Here is a 22,644-nt window from a genome sequence, read left to right as displayed (position 1 = left end):
CTATTGATTCCGCTGCTGCGCCTGGATGGCCGTGAGGGCGATGGTGAAGACGATGTCATCCACCCGGGCGCCGCGCGACAGGTCATTGACCGGCTTGCGCAATCCCTGCAGCATGGGTCCAATGCTCACCAGATCCGCACTGCGCTGCACGGCTTTGTAGGTTGTATTGCCGGTGTTCAAGTCGGGAAAAATAAATACCGTTGCACGCCCGGCCACCGGGCTGTGTGGTGCCTTTTGTGCGGCTACGGTTTTGATAAGGGCGGCGTCGTACTGCAAGGGTCCATCGATAACCAGCTTGGGTCGCTGTTGCCTGGCAATTTTGGTGGCTTCGCGCACCTTGTCGACATCCGAACCGCTGCCCGAGGTTCCGGTGGAGTAACTGATCATGGCCACACGCGGCTCGATACCAAAGGCTGCGGCAGAGTCCGCGGACTGGATGGCAATAGCGGCCAGTTGTTCCGCGTTGGGGTCCGGATTGATGGCGCAGTCCCCGTATACCAGCACTTGATCCGGCAGCAGCATAAAAAATATGGATGAGACCAGTGGCTCGCCGGGGGCGGCCTTGATCAGCTGCAGGGCGGGGCGAATGGTGTTAGCGGTGGTGTGTATGGCCCCGGACACCAGGCCGTCCACCTCGTCAAGTGCCAGCATCATGGTGCCCAGCACCACATTATCCCGCAGTTGTTCCCGCGCCACTACCTGGGCCAAGCCCTTTTTCCTGCGCAGGGTGACCATGGGTTCCACATAGCGGTCCCGCACCTCTGCCGGATTGATGATCTGCACCTTGTCACAGAGCTTGAGCCCCTGTTGCTCTGCAGTCCTCTGGATGGTTTTGGCATTCCCCAGCAGTATTGTCTGGGCAATACCCCGCTCGCTGCAGGTCAGTGCGGCTTTGATGGTGCGCGGCTCCTCCCCTTCCGGCAGGGCAATGCGTTTTAGCGAACGGCGCGCCAGCTCGGTGAGGTGATAGCGGAAGGCAGAAGGTGACATACGCCGGGGACGGCTGGAAACCTGACTGAGGGAGTGTACCCAGTTTTCGTCCAGGTGGCTGGCAAAAAAATCCTGCACCCGGTTGACCCGCTCCCGGTCGTCTGCCGGGGTGCGCTGGTTGAAGGTCTGCAAATCCATCACAGTTCGCCAGGTATTGGCGCCCACGAGGAGGATCGGTAAACCGGTTTCCATTGCTGGGGTACAGATTTTGAACAATTCACGATTCAGCTGATAACCGCCGGTGAGCAAGAGACAGCCGATCTTCACTCCATTCATCACCGCCAGACAAGCGCCAGCAACAACATCGGGCCTGTCCGCAGAGGTCACCAGCATGGCCCCCGGTGTAAAGCGTCTGAGCATATTGGCCAGGGAGCGGGAGCAAAAGGTCACGTTGCGCAGTCGCCGGGTTTCCAGTTCCCCGCGGTTGATGATCTGTGCATCGAAGTGTCGGGCCAGATCCAGAGCCCGCGGTGCGAGCAGATCTACATTCCAGGGAATGCAGCCCACAATCCGCAGGGGGACCTGCTGGTAAAGGGCCTCTTTGGTGATGGAGGTGGCGCTTTCCGCGGGTGTCTCCACTTGGGCGGTCATGCCGGCGTGGGCGCCGGGGGTATCCGAATAATGGAAAGGGGCGCCGAGTTTATTGATGATACAGCCCACCACCCGGTTGGAATCCCCTTCGCCGAAAGCGCGCACCGCAAACTCCAGCCGCTCTTTTAACTGTTTGGTGGCGCCGCCTGGGGGGCAGGCCACCAGTACCACCTCTGCGTCGAGGGTTTTGGCAATCTGGTAGTTGAGCTGGTTGGAGAATTGGCTGTTGCTGCTGGGTAGAATGCCTTCAACCACAATCACATCCGTGTGTCTGCTGCCACTGCGGTAGCGGGCCAGTATCTCTTCCAGCAGCTCGGGCATTTTTCCAGTGGATACCCGGGTCTCGGCATATTGTGCGCTGAAGGGACTGGGACTGGCCAGGTTGGCATTGTGTCGCAGTATTTCAGTGGTGCGCTCTGTGGTGCCGTTCGGGGAGGGTTCCGCGACGGGCTTGAAAAACTGCACTTCCACCCGGTTGCGTTCCAGTGCGCGGATCAAACCGAGGCTGACCGAGGTCATGCCCACGCCCGCGCCCACAGGAACCAGCATAAGGGTACGAGCATTGTGCGGCATGCTTAGGCTCCCCCCCGCGCCAATTGGGCGGTATCTTTGGCGATAACCCAGTCTTCCCGGGTGGGGATCACCAGAACTTCCGGGGTATTTGGCCGTGAAATCCGCCCCTCGGCACCAAAGCGTATTTTTTCATTCAGCGCCGGGTCCAATTGATAGGCGAGGCCATTTAACCAGGCGGTGGTTCGATCGCGTACCCAGGCCGAGTTCTCGCCGATACCTCCGGTAAATACCAGTGCAGTGACCCGGTGCAGGGGAATGGTGTAGGCGGCAATGTATTTTGCCAGCCGGTAGCAAAATACCTCCAGGGCCAGGCGTGCGCCGGTATGCCCGTCTTCAGCGGCCTGCTCCAGCGCACGGCAGTCATTGCTGAGCCCGGAGAGGCCGATCAGGCCGCTTTCCCGATTCAGCAGTTGCTCGATTTCGCCCAGGGAATAGTTCAGTGTCCGCCCCAAATACAGCAGTAGGCCCGGGTCCAGATCACCGCAGCGCGTGCCCATGACCAGCCCTTCCAGCGGGGTCAGCCCCATACTGGTATCCACGCTGTAGCCACCTTTGATGGCAGCGATGGAGGCGCCGTTGCCCAGGTGCGCCGAGATAACGTTGACCTCCGGGGCGGGCCTGCCCAGCAGTTGGGCACTGCGTTCACTGATATAGCGATGGCTGCTGCCGTGCATCCCGTAGCGGCGGATATGGTGCTCCTGGTAAAGCCTGTAGGGGAGCGCGTACAGGTAGGCGTAGTCCGGCATACTCTGGTGGAAGGCGGTATCGAACACGGCAACCTGTGGCAGTTGGGGGAAGGCGGCAAGGGCTGCTTGAATGCCCTGTAAGGCGACAGGGTTGTGTAACGGGGCCAGTTCGCAACAGGATCGGATGGCAGATAGAACATCCTCGTCAATCAGAACCGAACTGGCAAAAAGCTCTCCGCCATGGACCACCCGGTGGCCGATGGCGAGCAGCCGCTCTCTCAATTCCGACCACTGTCTATCAAACCGATCAACAAGAATCCGAATCACGGTGGTGTAGTCGTCATCCCGATCAAGCTGTTGTGTCTCATTCTGGGCTCGGTAGCGCCATACCAGCTTTGCTGTGGTCCCCCCCAGGGCGTATGCCTGACCACACAGGAATTCCTTCCCGGATTCGGGGTCAAGTACGGCAAACTTGAGTGAAGAGCTGCCGCAATTGAGAATCAGCACCAGGTCGGGGTCGAGCATAGAGCAAGTGTTTCAACGGGATACCCCCTAAGGCTAGACAAAATGAGACCGAGGGTTCCACCAGGGGAAATCACAGTTGGCGACTTCAAACAGTATCGTTGACGCCATTGCAGGCCTCGGGCTGGGCGCCCATTTGGAACCCCGCAGTGCTGTACAGTCATGCCTCCGGTACTCTTGAGGTGATCCTGAATAAACCGGGGATCTGTCCTCTTGTGGGACTAATGGTACCGGTTTCAAAGCGCGGTGTGATGAAGGTGTCGCAGCCCTGGTTTGATCTGACAGACACTGCCGATAGGCTTTAAATGCAATCCCAATAGCAGATGCTCAATCAATATAGGCTCGGTGTATTGCCACGCGCTGTTTCGGGTCTTCAAAAGGAACTGTATACACAGATTGACAATATATTTACAGTATGACAATATGATAAAAATGAAGCGAACAATTGAAGGCGAAGCGTTGACTGCCCTGATCCTTGAGACCTTTCGGCTGAACGGGGTGTTATTGGCAGCGGGTAACAAATTGACCAAGCCAATGGGCATGACGAGCGCTCGATGGCAGGTAATGGGGGCTATCGACGAATGGGGGCAGCCACTCACGGTTGCCCAGATAGCCAGGAGAATGGGGCTGGCTCGTCAAGGTGTGCAGCGCATTGTCAATGATCTCGAGGATCAGGAGCTGGTTACTTTGGAGGAAAACCTTGATCACAAACGTTCGCCGTTTGTCACAATCAGCGAGGCCGGGCATGCGGTCATGATTGAAATTGGCAAAGCACAAGCCGCTTGGGTCAACGCACTGGCAGAGGGGCTGAGTGAGCAAGGTATCCGAGACGCGCTCAGGCTTTTGGAAATCGTTCGTGATCGCACTGAGCAAACAGGTGTTTGAAACAACGGTAAAAGGAAATGAATGATGGCAAGATTCGAAGAGCTCAATGACAAGGTCAGTCTGGCCGAGCAAATGCAGACAAACGAAGACGGTTCCATCGTACTCATCAACGTCTTCACCGTCGATCCAGCCGAGGAAGAAGCCCTGCTTGCGGCGTGGAAACACGATGCAGACTTTATGCGTGCACAACCCGGTTATATCGCCACACAATTGCACAAAGCCATTGGCGGCAGCGGAACCTTCGTAAATTACGCGATATGGGAAAGCGTGGACAGTTTCCGCAACGCATTTACAAGCCCGGAGTTTCAGAAGCGCATTGGTGGTTACCCTGAAAGCGCTATTGCCTCCCCGCATCTGTTCAAAAAGCTCGCCGTGCCCGGCCACTGTGTAGCCTAACCAATGGAACGCAGTGTCACTCAAAAGCACATCAGAGCAATACGGCACGGTTGCTGTGGCCATTCACTGGCTCAGTGCTCTGCTCCGTTGTAGTGATCGGTTCGGGCTTTCGAGCAGGCGCAATGGAGGATGCAGCCGCTTTGCGAGTGCATGTCCCGATAGGTGTGGTGATTCTTTTGCTGACACTGGTGCGCATCGGCTGGTGGTGCTTTATGGACTATAAACCCGCTTCAGTGCCCATGCCCAGTTGGCAGGATCGTGCATCCCGAGCCTCCATATCCTGTTTTATGTGGTCATTCTCGGTACGGCTGCCAGCGGTATCGGCATGGTGATTCTATCGGGTGCCGGCCCAATCATCTGCGGCGGAGACCTGGCGACTCTGACCGATTTCTTCGATTATCCACCGCGCAGGCCGCATGGTATCGGTGCCCGCGTTATCATCGCGCTGCTGATCCTACATGTCGGCGCAGCGCTCTATCACCATCTATTGAAGCGGGACCAACTGCTGCGACGCATGTGGTTCGGAGCCAGATAGCAATGACAAAGAGCAGAGTACACGCTATTGCCGGAATTGTAGGCTTTCTTATGATTGCTACATTCTGGACCTCGACAGTGGTTTCAGAGCTGATCGGTCACCAAGCGGCCATTACGGCTGTTAAGAATGGCATTGTTTGGGGCATGCTCGTGTTGATCCCCTCTATGGTGATTGCCGGAGGCTCCGGGATGTCTCTGGGCCAGAGACGCGGCGATCAAGGCGTTGTGGCGAAGAAAAAGCGGATGCCGATCATTGCATTGAACGGCCTGATCGTCTTGCTGCCGTCAGCCGTTTTTTTGGCCTCGAAAGCAAACGCGGGCTCTTTTGATAGCGTTTTCTATGCTGTCCAGACATTGGAGCTCATTGCCGGCGCGACGAATCTGACCTTGATGGGGCTCAATATCCGCGATGGTTTGCGCCTCACAGGCCGGATCGCTTCGCCCAGTGCTGGGGTCGCTCAGTGTGCGGCGTCAATCGTGCTACGCAAGAATGGCCCCGCAATCATCAGTGGCGTAGAGGATTTCATCGGCGCTGACGGTGCGGCCCTAGCCACCCAGGCCACAGTGACACTGTGCCGCTGCGGTGCATCAAAGAACAAACCCTATTGCGACGGTTCACATACCCGTGTGGGTTACTTAGATGGGAAATCGCCTGAACGCACAATCGATGAACTCTCCAGGTACAGGGGCAGGGAAATAAACATCCTTTACAATCGGTTGCTCTGTTCCAAAGCCTATGAATGTGGCCGGCGCCTCGAAGCGGTATTCGATACAGCGCGTGACCCGTGGATAGACCCGGACAAAGGTTCGGTTGCTGAAATACTTGATGTTATACGCGCCTGCCCCTCCGGTGCATTGGGGTACGAACAAAATGGCGAAGGTCTGCGCCACGAGGTGCCGTCCGGCACTGCAATTGAGGCGGAGGCAAGCGGGCCTTATCGTGTGCGCAATGTCGCACTGGCCAATGCGGTATGGTGCGAGGGGGCGTGCGAGAATAAATACGCACTTTGCCGTTGTGGCGCGTCAAAGAATAAACCGTTTTGCGACGGATCGCATGTCGCAGAGGGTTTTACTGATGGAGAGGGAAGTGCGTAATAGGGCTTATGGCCACGGGTGATTCACTTTCTCGGGACGCACTCCCCCGGTTGAATTTTTCGGAAATGGGTAAGCAATAAAAGGCGGCTTGCGCCGCCTTTTATTGCTTCTGGAGAACATCGCAACCGGTTTATCCAAACTGGTTCATGGTGTTGTCTTTACCAGCGGATTTTAGGGCGGCTTCACCCGCGAAGTACTCTTTGTGGTCATCGCCGATGTCGGAACCCGCCATATTCTGGTGCTTGACACAGGCGATACCCTGGCGGATTTCCTTGCGCTGGACACCTTTCACGTAACCCAGCATACCCTGCTCACCAAAGTATTCCCTGGCCAGGTTGTCGGTTGACAGAGCCGCAGTGTGGTAGGTGGGCAGAGTGATCAGATGGTGGAAGATACCGGCTTCTCGGGCGGCATCGGCCTGGAAGGTGCGGATTTTCTCATCGGCAGCGGCGGACAGCTCGGTATCGTCATACTCGGCGTGCATCAGGCTGTCGCGGTCGTAGGCGGATACATCTCTGCCCTCTTCAGTCCAGGCATCGAATACCTGTTGGCGGAAATTCAGGGTCCAATTGAAGGATGGGCTGTTATTGTAAACCAGCTTCGCATCCGGAACGGCCTTGCGGATCTCATCCATCATACTGCCAATCTGGCGAACATGGGGCTTTTCGGTTTCAATCCAGATCAGATCGGCACCGTTTTGCAAGGCGGTGATACTGTCCAGGATACAGCGCGCTTCACCGGTGCCTTTGCGAAACTGGAACAGGTTGGAGGCCAGGCGTTTTGGACGCAATAGTTTGCCATCGCGGTTAATGACAACATCGCCATTGGCAAGCTCGGAGGCCTCAATTTCCTCGCAGTCCAGGAAGGCATTGTACTGGTCACCCAGGTCGCCGGGTGTTTTGGTCACGGCAATTTGTTTGGTCAGGCCGGCACCCAGGGAGTCAGTGCGCGCAACGATGAGTCCGTTGTCTACGCCCAGTTCCAAAAATGCGCAGCGCACGGCGCGGATCTTGGCCAGGAATTCTTCGTGCGGGACGGTGACCTTGCCATCCTGGTGTCCACACTGTTTCTCATCGGAGACCTGGTTTTCGATCTGAATACAGCAAGCGCCTGCCTCAATCATTTTCTTGGCCAGCAGGTAAGTTGCCTCGGCGTTACCGAAGCCGGCGTCTATGTCGGCAATGATGGGCACAATATGGGTCTGATGGTTGTCGATTTTATCCTGGGCAGCCCTTTCGGCCTCTTTGTCCCCGGCCTCGCGGGCGGCATCCAGGGCCCGGAACAGGTCGTTCAGTTCACGGGCATCCGCTTGGCGCAGAAAGGTGTACAGCTCTTCAATCAGGTGCGCTACCGCGGTCTTTTCGTGCATGGACTGGTCGGGCAGGGGACCGAACTCGCTGCGCAAAGCGGCAACCATCCACCCGGACAGGTACAGGTAGCGGCGGTCGGTCTTGCCATTGAAATGCTTCTTGATGGCAATCATTTTCTGCTGGCCAATGAATCCGTGCCAACACCCCAGTGACTGGGTGTATTTGGCGGGGTCCCTGTCGTAGTTCTCCATGTCGGCACGCATGATGTTGGCAGTGTATTTGGCAATATCTAGGCCGTGCTTGAACTTGTTCTGGGCACGCATACGCGCAATGGATTCCGGGTCGATAGCGTCCCATGTGCCTCCATGGTTTTCACGGAGCTTGGCTACCGCATCGATGTCTTGAGTGTATGTGGCCATGACTGCATTTCCTTAAAACGGTGACTGCGATTAAGTGTTGAGTATCTTAGGGGGCATGGCATAATTTGCCTAATTTATTGATTTTATTTTCACTATCGATTTGGCGAATGATTTATGCAACTGGAAAGAGCCGACCTGAACCTGCTGGTCTACCTGGATGTACTACTGCGTGAACGCAACGTCACCCGTGCAGCCAATTACCTGGGGCTCTCCCAGCCGGCCATGAGCAATGGCCTCAAGCGCCTGCGCGAGCAGTTCGGCGATCCGCTTCTGGTGCGCACACGGGAGGGTATGATGCCGACGGAGCGGGCCCTGGAGCTGCAGCCCATGGTGCGCGAGGCTCTCTCTTCCATAGATCGAGTGATACAGCCAAACCGGGATTTCAACCCGGCCAATACCCGCAGGACCTTTCGTATCATGGCCAGCGATTACGCAGAATCGACCCTGATTCCCCCACTGCTCAGGCAACTACGGCAGGATGCCCCCGGTATCAGCCTGGATATCATGACTCCCAGTGATGTGAGTTTCGTGGATGTGGAGCAGGGCAAGGTTGACATGGTGATCAACCGTTTTGACAGCATGCCGCAGAGTTTTCACCAGGCAACGGTATGGCGGGACAGTTTCTCCTGTGTGATGCGTACGGATAACCCGATTCTCGAAGACTACAATCTGCAAAGCTACCTGAAGGCGCAGCATATCTGGGTGAGCAAAACCGGTATGGGCGTTGGCGTGGGGGTAAACCCCGAGGATGTCCAGAGGCTGGGCTGGGTGGATGAGGCGATCGATCGCCTGGGGGAAAAACGGGATATCTCTGTGTTCACCCGTCATTACCAGGTGGCCATGTTACTGGCGGAGCAGAGCGACCTGATTGTGACGGTGCCCACCCGCCTGGCGCAGTTGGCCAGTGACAATCCCAAGGTGGTTCGTCGGAATCCGCCACTGGATATTCCCCCGTTTGAGCTGAAAATGGCCTGGAGCCCGCTGCTGCAGCAGAGCGCCCCCCACCGCTGGCTGCGGCGCCTGATCCTGGATATTGGCCGGGCGCTCTGAGCGATGGACAGGGTGCGTTCCCAATTCGGGTTTGTGAGCTCAAGGTGTTTGTCTTGCAGTTCCCTACAGTAGCACCAATAAAAAATTGAATCTGTGAATAGTGGAAATTGCGCCTATTAATTAGCAGTATGGGGAAATGGCTGTATAGAATGCCGTTATTCCAACGATCAGAGAGAGGCCCAGGGTATGACGGAACGAATCCAAATCGGCGATCTGCAAATTGCAACGGCGCTTTACCATCTGGTCTGTGATGAGGTGATCCCAGGGACCGGGATCAGCGCCGAAGTTTTCTGGGCTGAATTTGAATCGGTTGTCCGCGATCTGGCGCCGGTCAACCGTGCCCTGCTAGAAAAGCGCGACAAACTGCAGGCAACCCTGGACCACTGGTACGGCGAAAACCCCGGGGGTTTTCGCGACCTGGAAGGCTACCGCGCGTACCTACAGAAGATCGGCTACCTGGTTGATGAACCTGCAGACTTCACTGCCGGCACCGAGAATGTTGACACGGAAATCGCCACCCTGGCCGGCCCGCAGCTAGTGGTGCCGGTGATGAATGCCCGCTACGCCCTCAACGCCGCCAATGCCCGCTGGGGCAGCCTGTACGATGCCCTTTACGGCACCGACATGATCAGCGAAGCGGGTGGTGCGGAAAAGGGTACCGAATACAATCCCGTGCGCGGTGCCAGGGTGATTGAATATGCCCGCGGTTTCCTCGACCAGTCCGCTCCGCTCACCTGTGGCAGCCACAGAGAGGTTGTGCAATACCGTGTGAACGGTCCCCTGCTGGAAATGGAACTGGACAACGGCGATATCGCCACGCTGAAAGACAGCAAGCAGTTTGCTGGTTACCGCGGCGACAGCGAAGAGCCCAGCGGCATCTTGCTCAAGCAGCACGGACTGCACTTTGAAATCCAAATCGATCGGGAAAGTCCCATCGGCAAGTCCGACGTTGCCGGGGTTAAGGACGTGCTGATGGAATCCGCACTCACCACCATTATGGACTATGAAGACTCTGTAGCTGCAGTGGATGCCGAAGACAAGGTTGTGGTTTACCGCAACTGGCTCGGCCTGATGAAGGGGAATCTGAAAGAAACCATCAACAAGGGCGGCAAGACTTTCGAGCGCAAACTCAACGCCGATCGTGCGTACACCAGTCCGAACGGTAACCAGCGTATCCTCCCCGGCCGCAGCCTGATGTTTGTGCGCAACGTGGGCCACCTGATGACCAGTGATGCCATTTTGTTCGGTGATGGCGAGGAGATTCCGGAAGGGATACTCGATGGCATGATTACCAGCCTGATCGCATTACACGACCTGCGCGGCGAAAGTGCATTCCAGAATTCCCGTACCGGCAGCATCTATATTGTGAAACCGAAGATGCACGGCCCGGAGGAGGTGGCATTTGCCAATACCCTGTTCAACCGCATCGAAGATGTCCTCGGTCTGGCGCGCCACACGGTAAAAATGGGTATTATGGACGAGGAGCGCCGCACTACGGTGAACCTGAAGGCCTGTATTGCCGAAGCCAGGGAGCGGGTGGTATTTATCAATACCGGCTTTTTGGATCGCACCGGTGACGAAATCCACACCTCCATGCTTGCCGGTCCCATGATCCGCAAGGGCGATATGAAACAGTCCACCTGGATCAAGGCCTACGAAGAGTGGAATGTGGATGTGGGTCTCAACAGTGGCCTCAAAGGCAAGGCGCAGATTGGCAAGGGTATGTGGCCCATTCCCGACCAGATGTCAGCCATGATGCAGGCCAAGCTTGCCCACCCCATGGCCGGCGCCAACACCGCCTGGGTACCATCGCCCACCGCGGCCACCCTGCACGCGCTGCACTATCACAAGGTGGACGTCAACCGTCGCCAGGAAGAAATCCAACATCGCCACCACGCCAAGCTGGAAGATATTCTTACCCTACCGGTAGCGGAAACACCCAACTGGAGCGCCAGGGATATCCAGCTGGAGCTGGACAACAACGCTCAGGGAATCCTCGGTTACGTTGTGCGTTGGGTAGAGCAGGGTATAGGCTGCTCCAAGGTACCGGATATCAACGATGTTGGCCTGATGGAAGACCGTGCAACCCTGCGTATCTCCTCCCAGCATATCGCCAACTGGCTCAAACAGGGTATCGCCAGCGAGCAGCAGGTGCGCAAAACCCTGGAGCGCATGGCCGCCATTGTAGATCGCCAGAATGCCGGCGATTCCAATTACCGCAATATGGCACCCGATTTTCACAAGAGCATCGCCTTCCAGGCCGCCTGCGAGTTGGTGTTTGAGGGTTGTGCGCAGCCAAACGGGTACACTGAGCCGGTGTTGCACCGCCGCAGACGGGAGTTTAAGGCCATGCATGCTTGATCGCCGGGCTCAGGGATGAATACCATGGGTCCATGGGACACCAGTATTTTTTAAAATCCATCGATTGTAGGTAAGCGCTGGGCTTCGGCCATAACGCAGCGCTTATAGTGAAATCGGTGTTGGACAAAACCAATCGGCCTGCCGCACACCTGTGCAAGCCGGGCTGTTCTTGCAGCACGTAGGGCCCCGGCTTTGATTTGTTCCGTCAAGCCAGGGACATCAACAATGCCAGCGCCGGCGAGCGTTTTCTGCACTGACCAATGGCAGCTGTACCGTAAGCGATCAAGTAACCTCACCCTTTGACTCACTCGAAAGATCTGCTTGCGTTACGTTCTGAAGATTCCATGGCAACAGGGCTGCAATCTCCTCGGTGGTCCGGTTCGCGGTAAGTCGACGTAAACCCGGGCTGGAAAGTGCCTGACACTGCCAGTTAATGTTAGAAAAAACCCTATTGAATACAATTGGTTATGATTGAATTACTACTTGCAGATGGCAAATGCTGCGAGACATGGAATCATTCCCACTCGATCGTCGCCGGCGGCTTGCTGGATACGTCGTATACCACGCGGGAGATTTGCGCTATCTCATTGATAATGCGATTGGAGACCTTCTCGATCAGTTGGTAGGGCAGATGCGCCCAGCGCGCCGTCATAAAATCTAGGGTTTCCACTGCCCTTAGAGCCACCACATATTCGTAACGGCGACCATCGCCCACCACACCGACAGACTTCACTGGTAGGAACACGGCAAAGGCCTGGCTGGTTTTGTGGTACCAATCGGCCTTGTGCAGCTCTTCGATAAAAATTGCATCTGCCTCACGCAGGATATCCGCATACGCGCTTTTCACTTCCCCGAGGATACGCACACCCAGACCCGGGCCCGGAAAGGGGTGGCGGTATACCATATCGTAAGGCAGCCCCAGCTCCAGCCCGATCTTGCGCACTTCATCCTTAAAAAGCTCCCGCAGCGGCTCCACCAGCGCAAACTGCATGTCGTCCGGCAGGCCGCCCACATTGTGATGGGACTTGATAACGTGTGCCTTGCCCGTCTTTGCGGCAGCCGACTCAATAACATCGGGGTAGATGGTGCCCTGGGCCAGGAATTTTACATTCTGCAGTTTGGAGGCTTCCTGATCGAACACCTCAATAAAGGTATTGCCAATAATCTTGCGCTTCGACTCAGGCTCATCCACACCCACCAGGCGAGCGAGGAAGTGGTCTTGAGCGTCTGCCCGAATCACTCGTACCCCCATGTTCTCGGCAAACATCTGCATTACCTGATCGCCTTCGTTTTTGCGCAACAGGCCGTTGTCCACAAATACACAGGCCAACTGGTCCCCGATCGCTCTGTGTAGAAGCGCTGCCACCACGGAGCTGTCGACACCGCCGGACAGGCCCAGCAGTACCTTGCCCGCGCCCACCTGTTCACGCACTCTGGCGACAGCGTCTTCAATAATGTTCGCAGGCGTCCACAGCTTTTCACAACCACAAATATCAATCACAAAGTGTTCGTAGATGCGCGCACCCTGCAGAGTGTGCGTTACTTCCGGGTGAAACTGTACGCCGAAGAAGTTCTTCTCGGCGTTGTACATACCCGCAATGGGGCAGGAATCCGTAGAAGCCATCCGTTTGAAGCCCCCCGGCATCTGCACCACTTTATCGCCGTGGCTCATCCAAACATCCAGCAATGCATCGCCATCATCGCTGAGGTGGTCCTTGATATCGCGCAGCAAACTTGAAGTGCCCTCAACCTTTATTTGGGCATATCCAAATTCGCGCACATGGCTACCTTGCACCGCACCGCCGAGCTGGTGCGCCATGGTCTGCATGCCGTAGCAAATGCCCAGTACTGGCACTCCCAGGTTGAAAACCATATCCGGCGCGCGAGGTGAATCCGGTTCGGGTACAGACTCGGGACCACCAGCCAGGATGATGCCTTTGGGGTTGTACTCGCGAATCTCCTCCCCACTCATATCAAAAGCGCGGATTTCGGAAAAAACACCCAGCTCGCGTATGCGGCGGGCAATCAACTGAGTGTATTGGGACCCGAAGTCCAGAATCAGAATTCGACTGGAGTGGATATCTTGGCTCATGATTGACTCGATACAATGATGAAGTAGCGGCAAACAGACCATAAGGTCTGTTTGCCGCTTATTTTTGAGGTTGTGGTTACCGTCTGGGGGCAGCTTCTATTGGTGCCTACCGTCCACTCACCGGGTAATTGGGCGCTTCCTTTGTGATCTGCACATCATGCACATGGGATTCACCCATGCCTGCAGTGGTCACCCGGACAAATTCTGGGCGGGTACGCATGGTTTCAATATCCACACTGCCGGTATAGCCCATGGCCGAGCGCAGCCCGCCCATCATCTGATGCACGATGACAGACAGCGGTCCCTTGTAGGGAACACGCCCTTCGATACCTTCGGGCACCAGTTTTTCCGCGCCTTTACTGGCGTCCTGAAAATAGCGGTCAGATGAGCCCTGGGTACGCGCCATGGCTCCGAGAGAACCCATGCCCCGGTAGGATTTGTAGGTGCGCCCCTGGTACAGTTCCACTTCACCGGGCGCCTCTTCCGTACCGGCAAACATGGAGCCCATCATGACCGAGGAAGCACCGGCAACAATGGCCTTGGAAATATCACCAGAGTAGCGAATACCCCCATCGGCAATCATCGGGACTCCGGCATCTTCCAGCGCCCTGGCAACCTCCGCAATCGCAGTCACCTGGGGCACCCCAATTCCGGTCACGATACGGGTGGTACAGATGGAACCCGGACCAATGCCCACCTTCACCGCATCGGCACCGGCCTCAACCAAGGCCCGCGCGGCTTCACCGGTAGCAATATTGCCTCCAATCACATCCACCTGGGGGTGCATCCCCTTGATCCGGCGCACCCGGTCGATCACGTTGCGAGAGTGGCCGTGGGCGGTATCCACCACCAATACATCCACGCCGGCCTCCACCAATGCTACTACGCGGTCATCGGTGTCCGGGCTTGTGCCCACTGAGGCGCCTACGCGCAAGCGGCCATCGGAATCCTTGCAGGAATTAGGGTACTGCTCCGCCTTGTTAAAGTCCTTAACCGTAATCAGGCCGCGCAGCTCGAAGTTATCGTTCACCACCAGGACTTTTTCGATGCGATGCTGGTGGAGCAGTTCACGCACCTGGTCGGGAGATGCGCCCTCCTGGGCAGTTACCAAACGTGTCTTCGGGGTCATAATACTGGCCACACTGACATCCAGGTCGGTAAGAAAACGCACATCACGGCTGGTAACAATACCCACCAGATCGCCTTTATCCATCACCGGAACACCGGAAATATTGTGGTGCGCAGTGAGTGCTATCAGCTCGCGCACAGTGGCATCAGATTCAATGGTAATGGGGTCCTTGACCACACCGGCTTCGAATTTCTTCACCGCGCGCACCTCAAGAGCCTGCTTCTCGATGGACATGCTTTTGTGAATAATGCCGATACCCCCCTCCTGGGCCAGGGCAATGGCCAGCCGCGCCTCCGTTACCGTATCCATAGCGGCGGATACGATGGGAATATTCAGGGAAATGTTGCGGGATAGTTTGGTTTTGAGACTGACATCCTTGGCGGTTACCTCGGAATAACCGGGCACAAGTAGAACATCGTCGAAAGTGAGGGCTTCGCGCGCGATGCGCAGATTGGATTCAGACATTGACACTCAAACCTCGAAATAGGCGGGATTGGGTATCGGCGCGATTATACCTCCAAGTGCCTAAGACGCAAACGACAATTTGCTGAAAAGCGAAATTATCGAGCAAGGGGCTTTACCTCTCGCGACGTTACTGCAATATTGCTGCGCCAACCTTTCTCGTGAGTGCATCCGATGCAGCCGCTCTCCCCAACCCCAGGTGCCAAGCGCAGTGTCCTGTCAGTCAGCGAACTGAACCGGGAGGTAAAGCACTTGCTGGAGAATAGCGTACCCCTGTTGTGGGTCAGTGGGGAAATATCCAACTTTGCCAAGCCCAGTTCCGGCCACTGGTATTTCAGTCTCAAAGACGCCCGCACACAGGTGCGCTGCGCCATGTTTCGCAACCGCAATTGCAGCGTTGCCTTCCAACCGCAAAACGGTCGCGAAGTACTGATCCGCGCAAGAGTGAGCCTTTACGAGGGGCGCGGGGAGTTTCAGCTGATTGTGGAGCATATGGAAGAGGCCGGCTTCGGTATACTGATGCACCAGTTGGAGCAGCTCAAAACCAAACTTCAGGCAGAGGGGCTGTTCGACAGCGCGCGCAAGCGCCCGCTGCCCTACCTGCCTCTCAATATTGGCATTATCACCTCTCCCATCGGCGCAGCCATCCACGACATAGTCCATGTCCTACACCGGCGCCACCCGGCCGCAGAAATAGGATTATGGCCAGTGGCGGTACAGGGCCAGGGAGCAGCGCAGCAGATCGCTGACGCGATTGAAAAGGCCGGGCGCAGTCAACGCCACGATCTCCTGATCGTGGGCCGCGGCGGTGGCTCTCTCGAGGACCTATGGCCGTTTAACGAGGAGATTGTGGCCAGAGCACTGGCCGCCTGCCCGATTCCCACCATTTCCGCCGTAGGGCATGAAACCGATAACACCGTTACAGATCTTGTCGCTGACTTGCGCGCCCCTACGCCCTCGGCTGCAGCGGAAATTGCCAGTGCCAATATCGGCGAATTATACCAGCGGCTGGAAAGTGACAAGCACCGCTTGTTCCGGGCCCTGCAGCACCAGTTGCGCCACCTGCAGCAGCAGGTAATGCTGAAGCGCAACCGCTTGCGCCACCCCAGAGAGCAATTGCTGAACCGCGCCCAACGCCTGGACCATCTCGAGATACGGTTGCTCGCAGTGGGGAAACAGCAGGTCCAGCAGTGCCACACCCGACTCACTACTGCCCGGCGGGCATTAGCCCATTGTCATCCCCAGCACCATATTCACGAGAAACAGAAGCAGGTTGAGCAGGCCCAACGCAGTCTCCAGCGTGCAACCAAACAACAGCTCCAGCGCAGCCGCGATACCTTCAGCCATATTACACAACTGCTCAATAACGTGAGCCCCCTGGCAGTTTTGCAACGGGGTTACGCCATTGTCATGGACCTGGAAGGTGAGGCCCTGAAAGATAGCCGCACCCTGGCTCCCAAGCAAACAGTCAAGGTCAAGCTGGCCCGTGGGCACTTTAGCGCACAGGTAGAAGCCATCGAAGGCTGAATCCACCCCAGACATTGTGGAGTTTGCCTGTGGCTGCTTAACCGTTGGGTTTCGTTATTCCCTTCAATATTGCCACCTGCTGTTGCATGAGCGGCTGCCTAACAACCGACATATTGATGGGGAGAGAGCCTCTCGGGCGTCTGTAGTAGCGGCGCCCCTGGCAAAGCCTCGACAGGACCCTCAGCTGCGATATTACTGTACTGCCGTTATTAAAAACTGAAAAAACTTGCGACTCTGCCTCAGTCAGACAGATGCATTGCCCTATTGCGCGGGCTTCGAAAGGCTCTCACTGTAGATACCGCTTTCACGGCTAATTCAAAACAGAATTACAGAGTGAGCACGATTTTTCCAATGACTTTACCGGCTTCCAGCAGTCGGTGCGCCTCCGCCACCTGTTCCAGCGGAAACTGCGCTGCTATCTGCGGGCGGACTTTGCCGGTCGCAATCAGCGGCCAGACCCGAGCCTCAAGTGCGTGCGCGATATCCGCCTTAACCTGTGCCGTGCGGTGTCTCAGGGTTGAGCCTGTCAAGATCAGACGCTTGAGCATCACCGGCAGCATGTTTACCTGTACCTTAGCGCCCCGCTGGTAGGCGATATTGACGATCCGGCCATCGTAAGCTGCCACACTTATATTGCGGTCAATATAGTCGCCTCCCACCATATCCAGGATGACATCGGCACCATGATCTCCGGTGGTTTCTCGCACGACCTGCACAAAGTCCTCCGCCCGGTAATTGACCGCCCTTTCTGCACCGAGTGTTTCACAGGCTGTACACTTTTCTTCAGAGCCTGCAGTGGCAAAAACCCGTGCTCCCATGTGATATGCCAGTTGGATTGCCGTGGTGCCAATACCGGAGGAGCCGCCATGTATCAACAGCGTTTCTCCACTTTGCAGTTTGGCCCGGTCAAACACATTGGTCCAAACCGTAAAGAAATTCTCAGGCAGAGCCGCCGCCTCAACCTCAGAGAACCCGGCCGGAATTGGCAGGCACTGGCCTTCAGCAACAGCGGCATATTCTGCGTAACCACCTCCGTTTGTCAGCGCACATACCCTGTCGCCCATCCGCCAGCGCCGCACCGCCTCACCCACAGCAACCACTGTACCGGCCACTTCAAGTCCGAGAATTGGCGAGGCGCCCGGAGGGGCCGGATAGTGCCCCTTACGCTGAATGATATCCGGGCGGTTGACTCCGGCTGCTGCCACTTCAATCAACACCTCGTCTGCCGCAACCTCCGGTTTGGCCAATTCCACCAGCTGCATCACTGCCGGATCACCATACCCCGACAACTCAATCACATGCATCATCCGCTCCTCTAAGTATTCGCCTGGTATGAAAGTCCGACATTCTCTCAGGACAGCCATCAGTTTGGTCAATATGGCACAGCAACCATAGACGCACATTACTCATTGGCAACCAACTAAATTTGCCGGACGAATCATATCCCTACCAACTACCGGAACATGGCTTCAGACTCATAGTATCTCAGCCACTGGCACCGCTATTGCGCCCGCTCAAAGCACCCGGCTGCGCAAGAACCCTTTAATCAGGGCTCCTTCTATCCTAACGGCGCTCACGCCATTGCCAGCTACCTATTGCATCGTCTTGAGCCGCCGGGGGAGTAAGCCTGAATCAACCATAGGCTTGTGCGGTGTGCTTAAAGGCCAAATAGCCCACCTCGTGGAATTGACAGACTTGGCGCCCCGCCTAGCTAGTAAGATTAGGTCCGTAAGCAAAGGGAAATTGACATAGCGCTAAGATCTCAAGCCGGCAGAGACAATTATTTTTAGATTAGGGCTTGCAAACTTCTGTCCAGCGCGGCAGAATTCGCGCCCTGTCGGTCTTTAAGGAAGTTCAGGAATCTTTCTAACTTGCGGATTTTTAAGGATTTTCTTTAAAAATCACTTGACTGGCAAAGTCCGATTCTCTATAGTCGGAAAACATAGCGCGCTCGTAGCTCAGCTGGATAGAGTACCTGGCTACGAACCAGGCGGTCGGAGGTTCGAATCCTCCCGAGCGCGCCATATAGATCAAGGGCTTACGTCAATCGGCGTAAGCCCTTTTTTGTTGTTGCCAAAAAATAATGCCAAAAATAACAGATCAACCTTGGCATTCTGGCCACCCCAGCCTCTATTAGCCAATCTATTCCTATCTTTTTATTCCTTCACCCGCGCCAAAATCTGTGCAGATTCCTGCTCCGAAAAGCGTAGCCCATACTTCTCAACAATTGCCATAAACCGCTGAACATAATTTGAATATTTTTCATTATCTAGCATAATCCCGCCCACATCTCGATGTAACTGGACTCGCATCTAAAAATCATTATCACAACGCAAAGACATGCACTCCAAAATGAAAAATGTAACTGCTTTTGTTTTTATATTAAGCCTGTCCCTGCTTGCCGCCTGTAGCGGCGGTGGCTCCGGCAACTCCAACAATAATCAAGCTCCTAGCCAACCTCAGAACTTTAGCTTGAGCTTCGAGGCTATCAAGTTATTCCGGTTTGAATGGGGCGGTGTCGAAGGAGCCAGCCACTACCGCCTTCAGGAAAATCCAGATGGTGTTTCGGGCTTTAGCCAAGTAGGGGAAGACATTCCTTTAGGTACCGAGACTTTCGCCTTGGAAGTACCTCTCTATGCTCGAACCAATGCACAGTATCTATTGCAGGCCTGTAATCAGGTGGGCTGCTCTGACTCCAAAATTGTTTCAGTCAGTGGTTCTTTGGTTGAAAGCATCGGATATTTCAAGGCCAGCAATACTGATGATGGTGATTACTTCGGTGACTCGGTCAGCCTTAGTCGAGACGGCAACACCCTGGCTGTGGGGGCATATGGCGAGGGCAGCAATGCGACGGGCATTGATGGCGACCAGGCCAATAACGATGCATTTGAATCTGGCGCCGTCTATGTATTTGTTCGCACCGGTACTACCTGGACCCAGCAGGCCTACATCAAGGCCAGTAATACAGATTGGCGTGACAACTTCGGTCGCTCAGTCAACCTTAGCGGTGATGGCAACACTCTGGCAGTAGGGGCATATGGCGAGGGCAGCAATGCGACGGGCATTGATGGCGACCAGGCTATCAATGATTTAGACAATTCTGGCGCAGTGTATGTATTTGCCCGCACCGGTGCCACCTGGACCCAGCAGGCCTATGTCAAGGCCAGCAATACTGATGAAGTTGACCATTTCGGTAGATCTATCAGCCTTAGCGGAAACGGCAATACTCTGGCGGTGGGAGCAGAACTCGAGGGCAGCGGTGCGACAGGCATTGATGGCGACCAGACCAACAATGATAAATTGTATTCCGGCGCTGTGTATGTGTTTTCCCGCACTGGGGCTACTTGGGCCCAGCAGGCCTATGTCAAGGCCAGCAATACTGATGTGGAAGACCTCTTCGGCTATTCTGTCAGCCTCAGCGATGATGGCAACACTCTGGCGGTGGGGGCGCTTGGCGAAGACAGCAGTACGATGGGCATTGATGGTGATCAAGCCAATAACGATGCATTTCTTTCTGGCGCCGTGTATGTGTTTTCCCGCACTGGGGCTACTTGGGCCCAGCAGGCCTATGTCAAGGCCAGCAACACTGATGAGAAGGACCTCTTTGGTAGAAGGGTCAGCCTAAGCGGTGATGGCAACACTCTGGCAGTAGGGGCATATGGCGAGGGCAGCAATGCGACGGGCATTGATGGCGACCAGGCTATCAATGATTTAGACAATTCTGGCGCAGTGTATGTATTTGCCCGCACCGGTGCCACCTGGACCCAGCAGGCCTATGTCAAGGCCAGCAATACTGATGAGAATGATGAATTCGGTTGGACGGTCAGCCTTAGTCGAGACGGCAACACCCTGGCTGTGGGGGCGCCTTACGAGGGCAGCAATGCGACGGGCATTGATGGCGACCAGGCCAATAACGATGTATTAGGTTCTGGTGCTATATATGTGTTTGCCCGCACCGGTGTCGTTTGGGCTCAGCAGGCCTACGTCAAGGCCAGCCATACTAATAAGAATAATTACTTCGGTTTGACAGTCAGCCTTAGTCGAGACGGCAACACCCTGGCTGTGGGGGCTTCTTACGAGGACAGCAATGTGACGGGTAATAATGGCGACCCAACCAATGACGATGCACCAAACTCCGGCGCTGTATTTATTTACTAGATGATGTCTTCGGCATTGCGGTCAGTCTTAGCGAAGATGGCGGCACTCTGGCGGTGGGGGCATCTACCGAGAGTAGCAATGCGACAGGCATTGATGGCGACCAGGCCAATAACGATGCACTAGGTTCCGGCGCTGTATTTATTTATTAGCAACATTTTTCCGTCTCTTAAACGGGGAGAATATCAAAATGTGATCTGTGCGGCCGCTTCCGGCCCGCTGATCACGTTTAACTGAGTTACCTGGATGGCGGGGGCTTGAGTTGGAATTGGTCAGTGCGGTGCTCTCGCCATTGACTGTTAGCTCTTCACTTCACTCCCCAATCACCACCCGCAGGTTCACCGTGCGCTGGATACACTCCATGCGCCAAGCGCCTTTATTGACCTCTTCGTTCTCGGTGCCCTCAGCCACAGCGGAGGCCTGCAGGGTTTCCACCTTGCCCGGGGTTTGCCAGGGCGTGCCGGCGGCATTGCTGCGCACCTGGTTATCCGTGGTAACAAAGGCACCGATCATCTTGTAGGCAAACTGGTCGGGACTGCCGTCCTGGTCCAGATCAATTGGATTGCGTACCTGCGAGATGCGCACAATATCACCGACATAGATGCCGCTGGTCAGTTCATAAAAGTGCTCGCCTTCTCCAGCGTTGCTGATGCCAGTGGCTTGAATGTATTCAATCATGTTGCTTCCTTAATTAGCTATTAGGGCTTGTGCCTTTGGTTATGGGTAATCACCCGGTGCTGGGAGTCCACACCGGCGGCATAGCTGATATTACCCACGCTGATCTTGTACACGGTGCGCAGGCCGGCACATTCGACCCGCTCGACGGTTTCCCAGGTGAGCGGCTCCTCTTTATGCAGCACACCCAGTTTTACTCCCTGGCAATGCTTGGCTTCGTACACTGTGCCTTGCGGGTCTGTCACCGGGGTTTCACGGCTGCAAATCACCTGGGCACCACTTGCCATGGTGAGTAGTACACAGGGCACTTCGTCCTGGGGTTTAACTTTGTGAATGGGCGCCAGGTGGGTATCCCTGTCACCAATATCCCAGCAGTCGATCAGATCGCCCGCTTTGCAGTGATCCGCCTGTAGCTTTTCTGTCAACCAGGTGCCGGCAGCCACGCACCAGGGATCGTCCGGTATGGTGCCGCCACCGCCATTGGCAGGTGTCCGGATAGTGCCGACCGAACGGCGCCAGGTGTGGCCGGCAAGCACCGGAAAGCTGGTGGTGGCCTTATAGGTAACGGTTCCCCCATTGAGGCCGGGATCATCGCAATACACGTAATATTTTCTGCTGAACGACAACCCGCTGATACTGCCGCTGTTGTAACTGATGGTGCCAAAACCGAACTGCAGTGTGTGCGCAGCCACGGTGATTCTGGCGGTGCTGCCGACATCGGCGGCGGAAAGTGCGGAGCTGGTGGGCAGGCTGGCGATGGCGGACTGGATTAATGGCAGATTGCGTTGGTCCTGTACTTCCACCACGTCGATCTTGACGTAGTCGATTAACATGTCTCCCGTTTTGTTGGAATAGTTGGCGTAAAAAAGCGGGGCGATAAAACGCACATTGGCCTGCAGTTTGGCCGGGTTGCCGATATGGTTACCGCCGCGAGCGGTACTGTACACGGCATTACCGCTGGCATTGCCCTTGACATAGGCCACCAGCCTTTGCCAATACTGCCCCACCAGATTCAGGCTGGCGGCGAGCACATAGTGCTGGCTGCCGGTGCTGTTCGCTCCGCTGGCATTGCAATAATTACCATTGGCATCAAAGCCAGCCAGGCCCGCGTAGAGGGTCCGGGTGGTGTCCTCATGGTTGTAGAAATAAACACGGGCTTCAATCCGATACAGCTTATCGGGATCAAAGGGCA

The 22,644-nt window shown here is 55.8% G+C and carries 15 protein-coding genes, 1 tRNA gene and 1 pseudogene; 9 read left to right on the top strand and 8 right to left on the bottom strand.

What is annotated here, in order from left to right; genetic code table 11:
* Both pta and ACL7TT_RS15920 read right to left on the bottom strand, forming a co-directional pair.
* Nucleotides 1-2,154 carry a phosphate acetyltransferase gene (pta, locus tag ACL7TT_RS15925; RefSeq protein WP_413396867.1) on the bottom strand — a complete coding sequence of 718 codons (2,154 nt, stop codon included), beginning with the start codon at nt 2,152-2,154 and terminating at the stop codon, nt 1-3.
* A gap of 2 nt (nt 2,155-2,156) precedes the next feature.
* Nucleotides 2,157-3,365: an acetate kinase gene (locus ACL7TT_RS15920; protein WP_413396866.1), complete on the bottom strand. Its 1,209-nt coding sequence runs from the start codon at nt 3,363-3,365 to the stop codon at nt 2,157-2,159.
* Nucleotides 3,366-3,794: 429 nt separating this feature from the next.
* Between ACL7TT_RS15920 and ACL7TT_RS15915 the strand changes: the two genes are divergently transcribed.
* The 4 genes from ACL7TT_RS15915 (at nt 3,795) to ACL7TT_RS15900 (ending at nt 6,272) form a co-directional block, all read left to right on the top strand.
* Nucleotides 3,795-4,247: a MarR family winged helix-turn-helix transcriptional regulator gene (locus ACL7TT_RS15915; protein ID WP_413396865.1), complete on the top strand. Its 453-nt coding sequence runs from the start codon at nt 3,795-3,797 to the stop codon at nt 4,245-4,247.
* Between the two features lie 24 nt (nt 4,248-4,271).
* The gene (locus tag ACL7TT_RS15910) at nt 4,272-4,643 is read left to right on the top strand and encodes an antibiotic biosynthesis monooxygenase family protein (protein ID WP_413396863.1); all 372 of its coding nucleotides are present in this window, start codon (nt 4,272-4,274) and stop codon (nt 4,641-4,643) included.
* Nucleotides 4,644-4,890: 247 nt separating this feature from the next.
* Nucleotides 4,891-5,178 (top strand): cytochrome b, encoded by a 288-nt coding sequence (locus ACL7TT_RS15905; RefSeq protein ID WP_413396862.1) that lies wholly within the window; start codon nt 4,891-4,893, stop codon nt 5,176-5,178.
* Between the two features lie 2 nt (nt 5,179-5,180).
* Nucleotides 5,181-6,272, top strand: coding sequence for a CDGSH iron-sulfur domain-containing protein (locus ACL7TT_RS15900; RefSeq protein ID WP_413396860.1), 1,092 nt, complete (start codon nt 5,181-5,183; stop codon nt 6,270-6,272).
* Nucleotides 6,273-6,402: 130 nt separating this feature from the next.
* Here the strand turns inward: ACL7TT_RS15900 and ACL7TT_RS15895 are convergent, their stop codons facing one another.
* The gene (locus ACL7TT_RS15895) at nt 6,403-8,001 is read right to left on the bottom strand and encodes an isocitrate lyase (RefSeq protein WP_413396859.1); all 1,599 of its coding nucleotides are present in this window, start codon (nt 7,999-8,001) and stop codon (nt 6,403-6,405) included.
* A 114-nt stretch (nt 8,002-8,115) separates the two neighbouring features.
* On the opposite strand from ACL7TT_RS15895, the gene ACL7TT_RS15890 reads away from it, so the two are divergent.
* Both ACL7TT_RS15890 and ACL7TT_RS15885 read left to right on the top strand, forming a co-directional pair.
* Nucleotides 8,116-9,051: a LysR family transcriptional regulator gene (locus ACL7TT_RS15890; protein ID WP_299948494.1), complete on the top strand. Its 936-nt coding sequence runs from the start codon at nt 8,116-8,118 to the stop codon at nt 9,049-9,051.
* 186 nt (nt 9,052-9,237) lie between these two features.
* Nucleotides 9,238-11,412 carry a malate synthase G gene (locus ACL7TT_RS15885; RefSeq protein WP_413396857.1) on the top strand — a complete coding sequence of 725 codons (2,175 nt, stop codon included), beginning with the start codon at nt 9,238-9,240 and terminating at the stop codon, nt 11,410-11,412.
* A 514-nt stretch (nt 11,413-11,926) separates the two neighbouring features.
* On the opposite strand, the gene guaA is transcribed toward ACL7TT_RS15885, so the two are convergent.
* Both guaA and guaB read right to left on the bottom strand, forming a co-directional pair.
* Nucleotides 11,927-13,504, bottom strand: a complete 1,578-nt coding sequence (gene guaA / locus ACL7TT_RS15880; RefSeq protein WP_413396855.1) for a glutamine-hydrolyzing GMP synthase — start codon at nt 13,502-13,504, stop codon at nt 11,927-11,929.
* Between the two features lie 106 nt (nt 13,505-13,610).
* Complete coding sequence (gene guaB / locus ACL7TT_RS15875) at nt 13,611-15,098, bottom strand: IMP dehydrogenase (protein ID WP_299942909.1); 1,488 nt, start codon at nt 15,096-15,098, stop codon at nt 13,611-13,613.
* Nucleotides 15,099-15,269: 171 nt separating this feature from the next.
* On the opposite strand from guaB, the gene xseA reads away from it, so the two are divergent.
* The gene (gene xseA, locus ACL7TT_RS15870) at nt 15,270-16,622 is read left to right on the top strand and encodes an exodeoxyribonuclease VII large subunit (RefSeq protein WP_413396854.1); all 1,353 of its coding nucleotides are present in this window, start codon (nt 15,270-15,272) and stop codon (nt 16,620-16,622) included.
* Between the two features lie 326 nt (nt 16,623-16,948).
* Here xseA and ACL7TT_RS15865 read toward each other — a convergent pair whose 3' ends face one another.
* A complete protein-coding gene (locus tag ACL7TT_RS15865) occupies nt 16,949-17,929 on the bottom strand; it encodes an NAD(P)H-quinone oxidoreductase (protein ID WP_459564500.1) in 981 nt (326 codons plus the stop codon).
* Between the two features lie 640 nt (nt 17,930-18,569).
* On the opposite strand from ACL7TT_RS15865, the gene ACL7TT_RS15860 reads away from it, so the two are divergent.
* Both ACL7TT_RS15860 and ACL7TT_RS15855 read left to right on the top strand, forming a co-directional pair.
* Nucleotides 18,570-18,646 (top strand) — tRNA-Arg (locus ACL7TT_RS15860).
* A gap of 328 nt (nt 18,647-18,974) precedes the next feature.
* Nucleotides 18,975-20,780 (top strand): FG-GAP repeat protein, encoded by a 1,806-nt coding sequence (locus ACL7TT_RS15855; RefSeq protein ID WP_413396853.1) that lies wholly within the window; start codon nt 18,975-18,977, stop codon nt 20,778-20,780.
* Between the two features lie 309 nt (nt 20,781-21,089).
* Here the strand turns inward: ACL7TT_RS15855 and ACL7TT_RS15850 are convergent, their stop codons facing one another.
* Nucleotides 21,090-21,455, bottom strand: coding sequence for a hypothetical protein (locus tag ACL7TT_RS15850; protein ID WP_413396852.1), 366 nt, complete (start codon nt 21,453-21,455; stop codon nt 21,090-21,092).
* 20 nt (nt 21,456-21,475) lie between these two features.
* Nucleotides 21,476-22,644 (bottom strand): annotated as a pseudogene (locus ACL7TT_RS15845) (hypothetical protein); the annotation flags it as partial.

Origin of the sequence: Microbulbifer jejuensis (assembly GCF_047289955.1) — a bacterium.
GTDB lineage: Bacteria > Pseudomonadota > Gammaproteobacteria > Pseudomonadales > Cellvibrionaceae > Microbulbifer.
This window is presented reverse-complemented; position numbering and strand designations above follow the sequence as displayed.

Coding starts and splice junctions, on each gene's coding strand:
- ACL7TT_RS15900 (WP_413396860.1), top strand. CDS start 5,181: ATGACAAAGAGCAGAGTACACGCTATTGCCGGAATTGTAGGCTTTCTT.
- ACL7TT_RS15920 (WP_413396866.1), bottom strand. CDS start 3,365: ATGCTCGACCCCGACCTGGTGCTGATTCTCAATTGCGGCAGCTCTTCA.
- guaA (WP_413396855.1), bottom strand. CDS start 13,504: ATGAGCCAAGATATCCACTCCAGTCGAATTCTGATTCTGGACTTCGGG.
- ACL7TT_RS15915 (WP_413396865.1), top strand. CDS start 3,795: ATGAAGCGAACAATTGAAGGCGAAGCGTTGACTGCCCTGATCCTTGAG.
- ACL7TT_RS15910 (WP_413396863.1), top strand. CDS start 4,272: ATGGCAAGATTCGAAGAGCTCAATGACAAGGTCAGTCTGGCCGAGCAA.
- ACL7TT_RS15855 (WP_413396853.1), top strand. CDS start 18,975: ATGAAAAATGTAACTGCTTTTGTTTTTATATTAAGCCTGTCCCTGCTT.
- pta (WP_413396867.1), bottom strand. CDS start 2,154: ATGCCGCACAATGCTCGTACCCTTATGCTGGTTCCTGTGGGCGCGGGC.
- ACL7TT_RS15890 (WP_299948494.1), top strand. CDS start 8,116: ATGCAACTGGAAAGAGCCGACCTGAACCTGCTGGTCTACCTGGATGTA.
- ACL7TT_RS15850 (WP_413396852.1), bottom strand. CDS start 21,455: ATGATTGAATACATTCAAGCCACTGGCATCAGCAACGCTGGAGAAGGC.
- xseA (WP_413396854.1), top strand. CDS start 15,270: ATGCAGCCGCTCTCCCCAACCCCAGGTGCCAAGCGCAGTGTCCTGTCA.
- ACL7TT_RS15885 (WP_413396857.1), top strand. CDS start 9,238: ATGACGGAACGAATCCAAATCGGCGATCTGCAAATTGCAACGGCGCTT.
- guaB (WP_299942909.1), bottom strand. CDS start 15,098: ATGTCTGAATCCAATCTGCGCATCGCGCGCGAAGCCCTCACTTTCGAC.
- ACL7TT_RS15865 (WP_459564500.1), bottom strand. CDS start 17,929: ATGATGCATGTGATTGAGTTGTCGGGGTATGGTGATCCGGCAGTGATG.
- ACL7TT_RS15895 (WP_413396859.1), bottom strand. CDS start 8,001: ATGGCCACATACACTCAAGACATCGATGCGGTAGCCAAGCTCCGTGAA.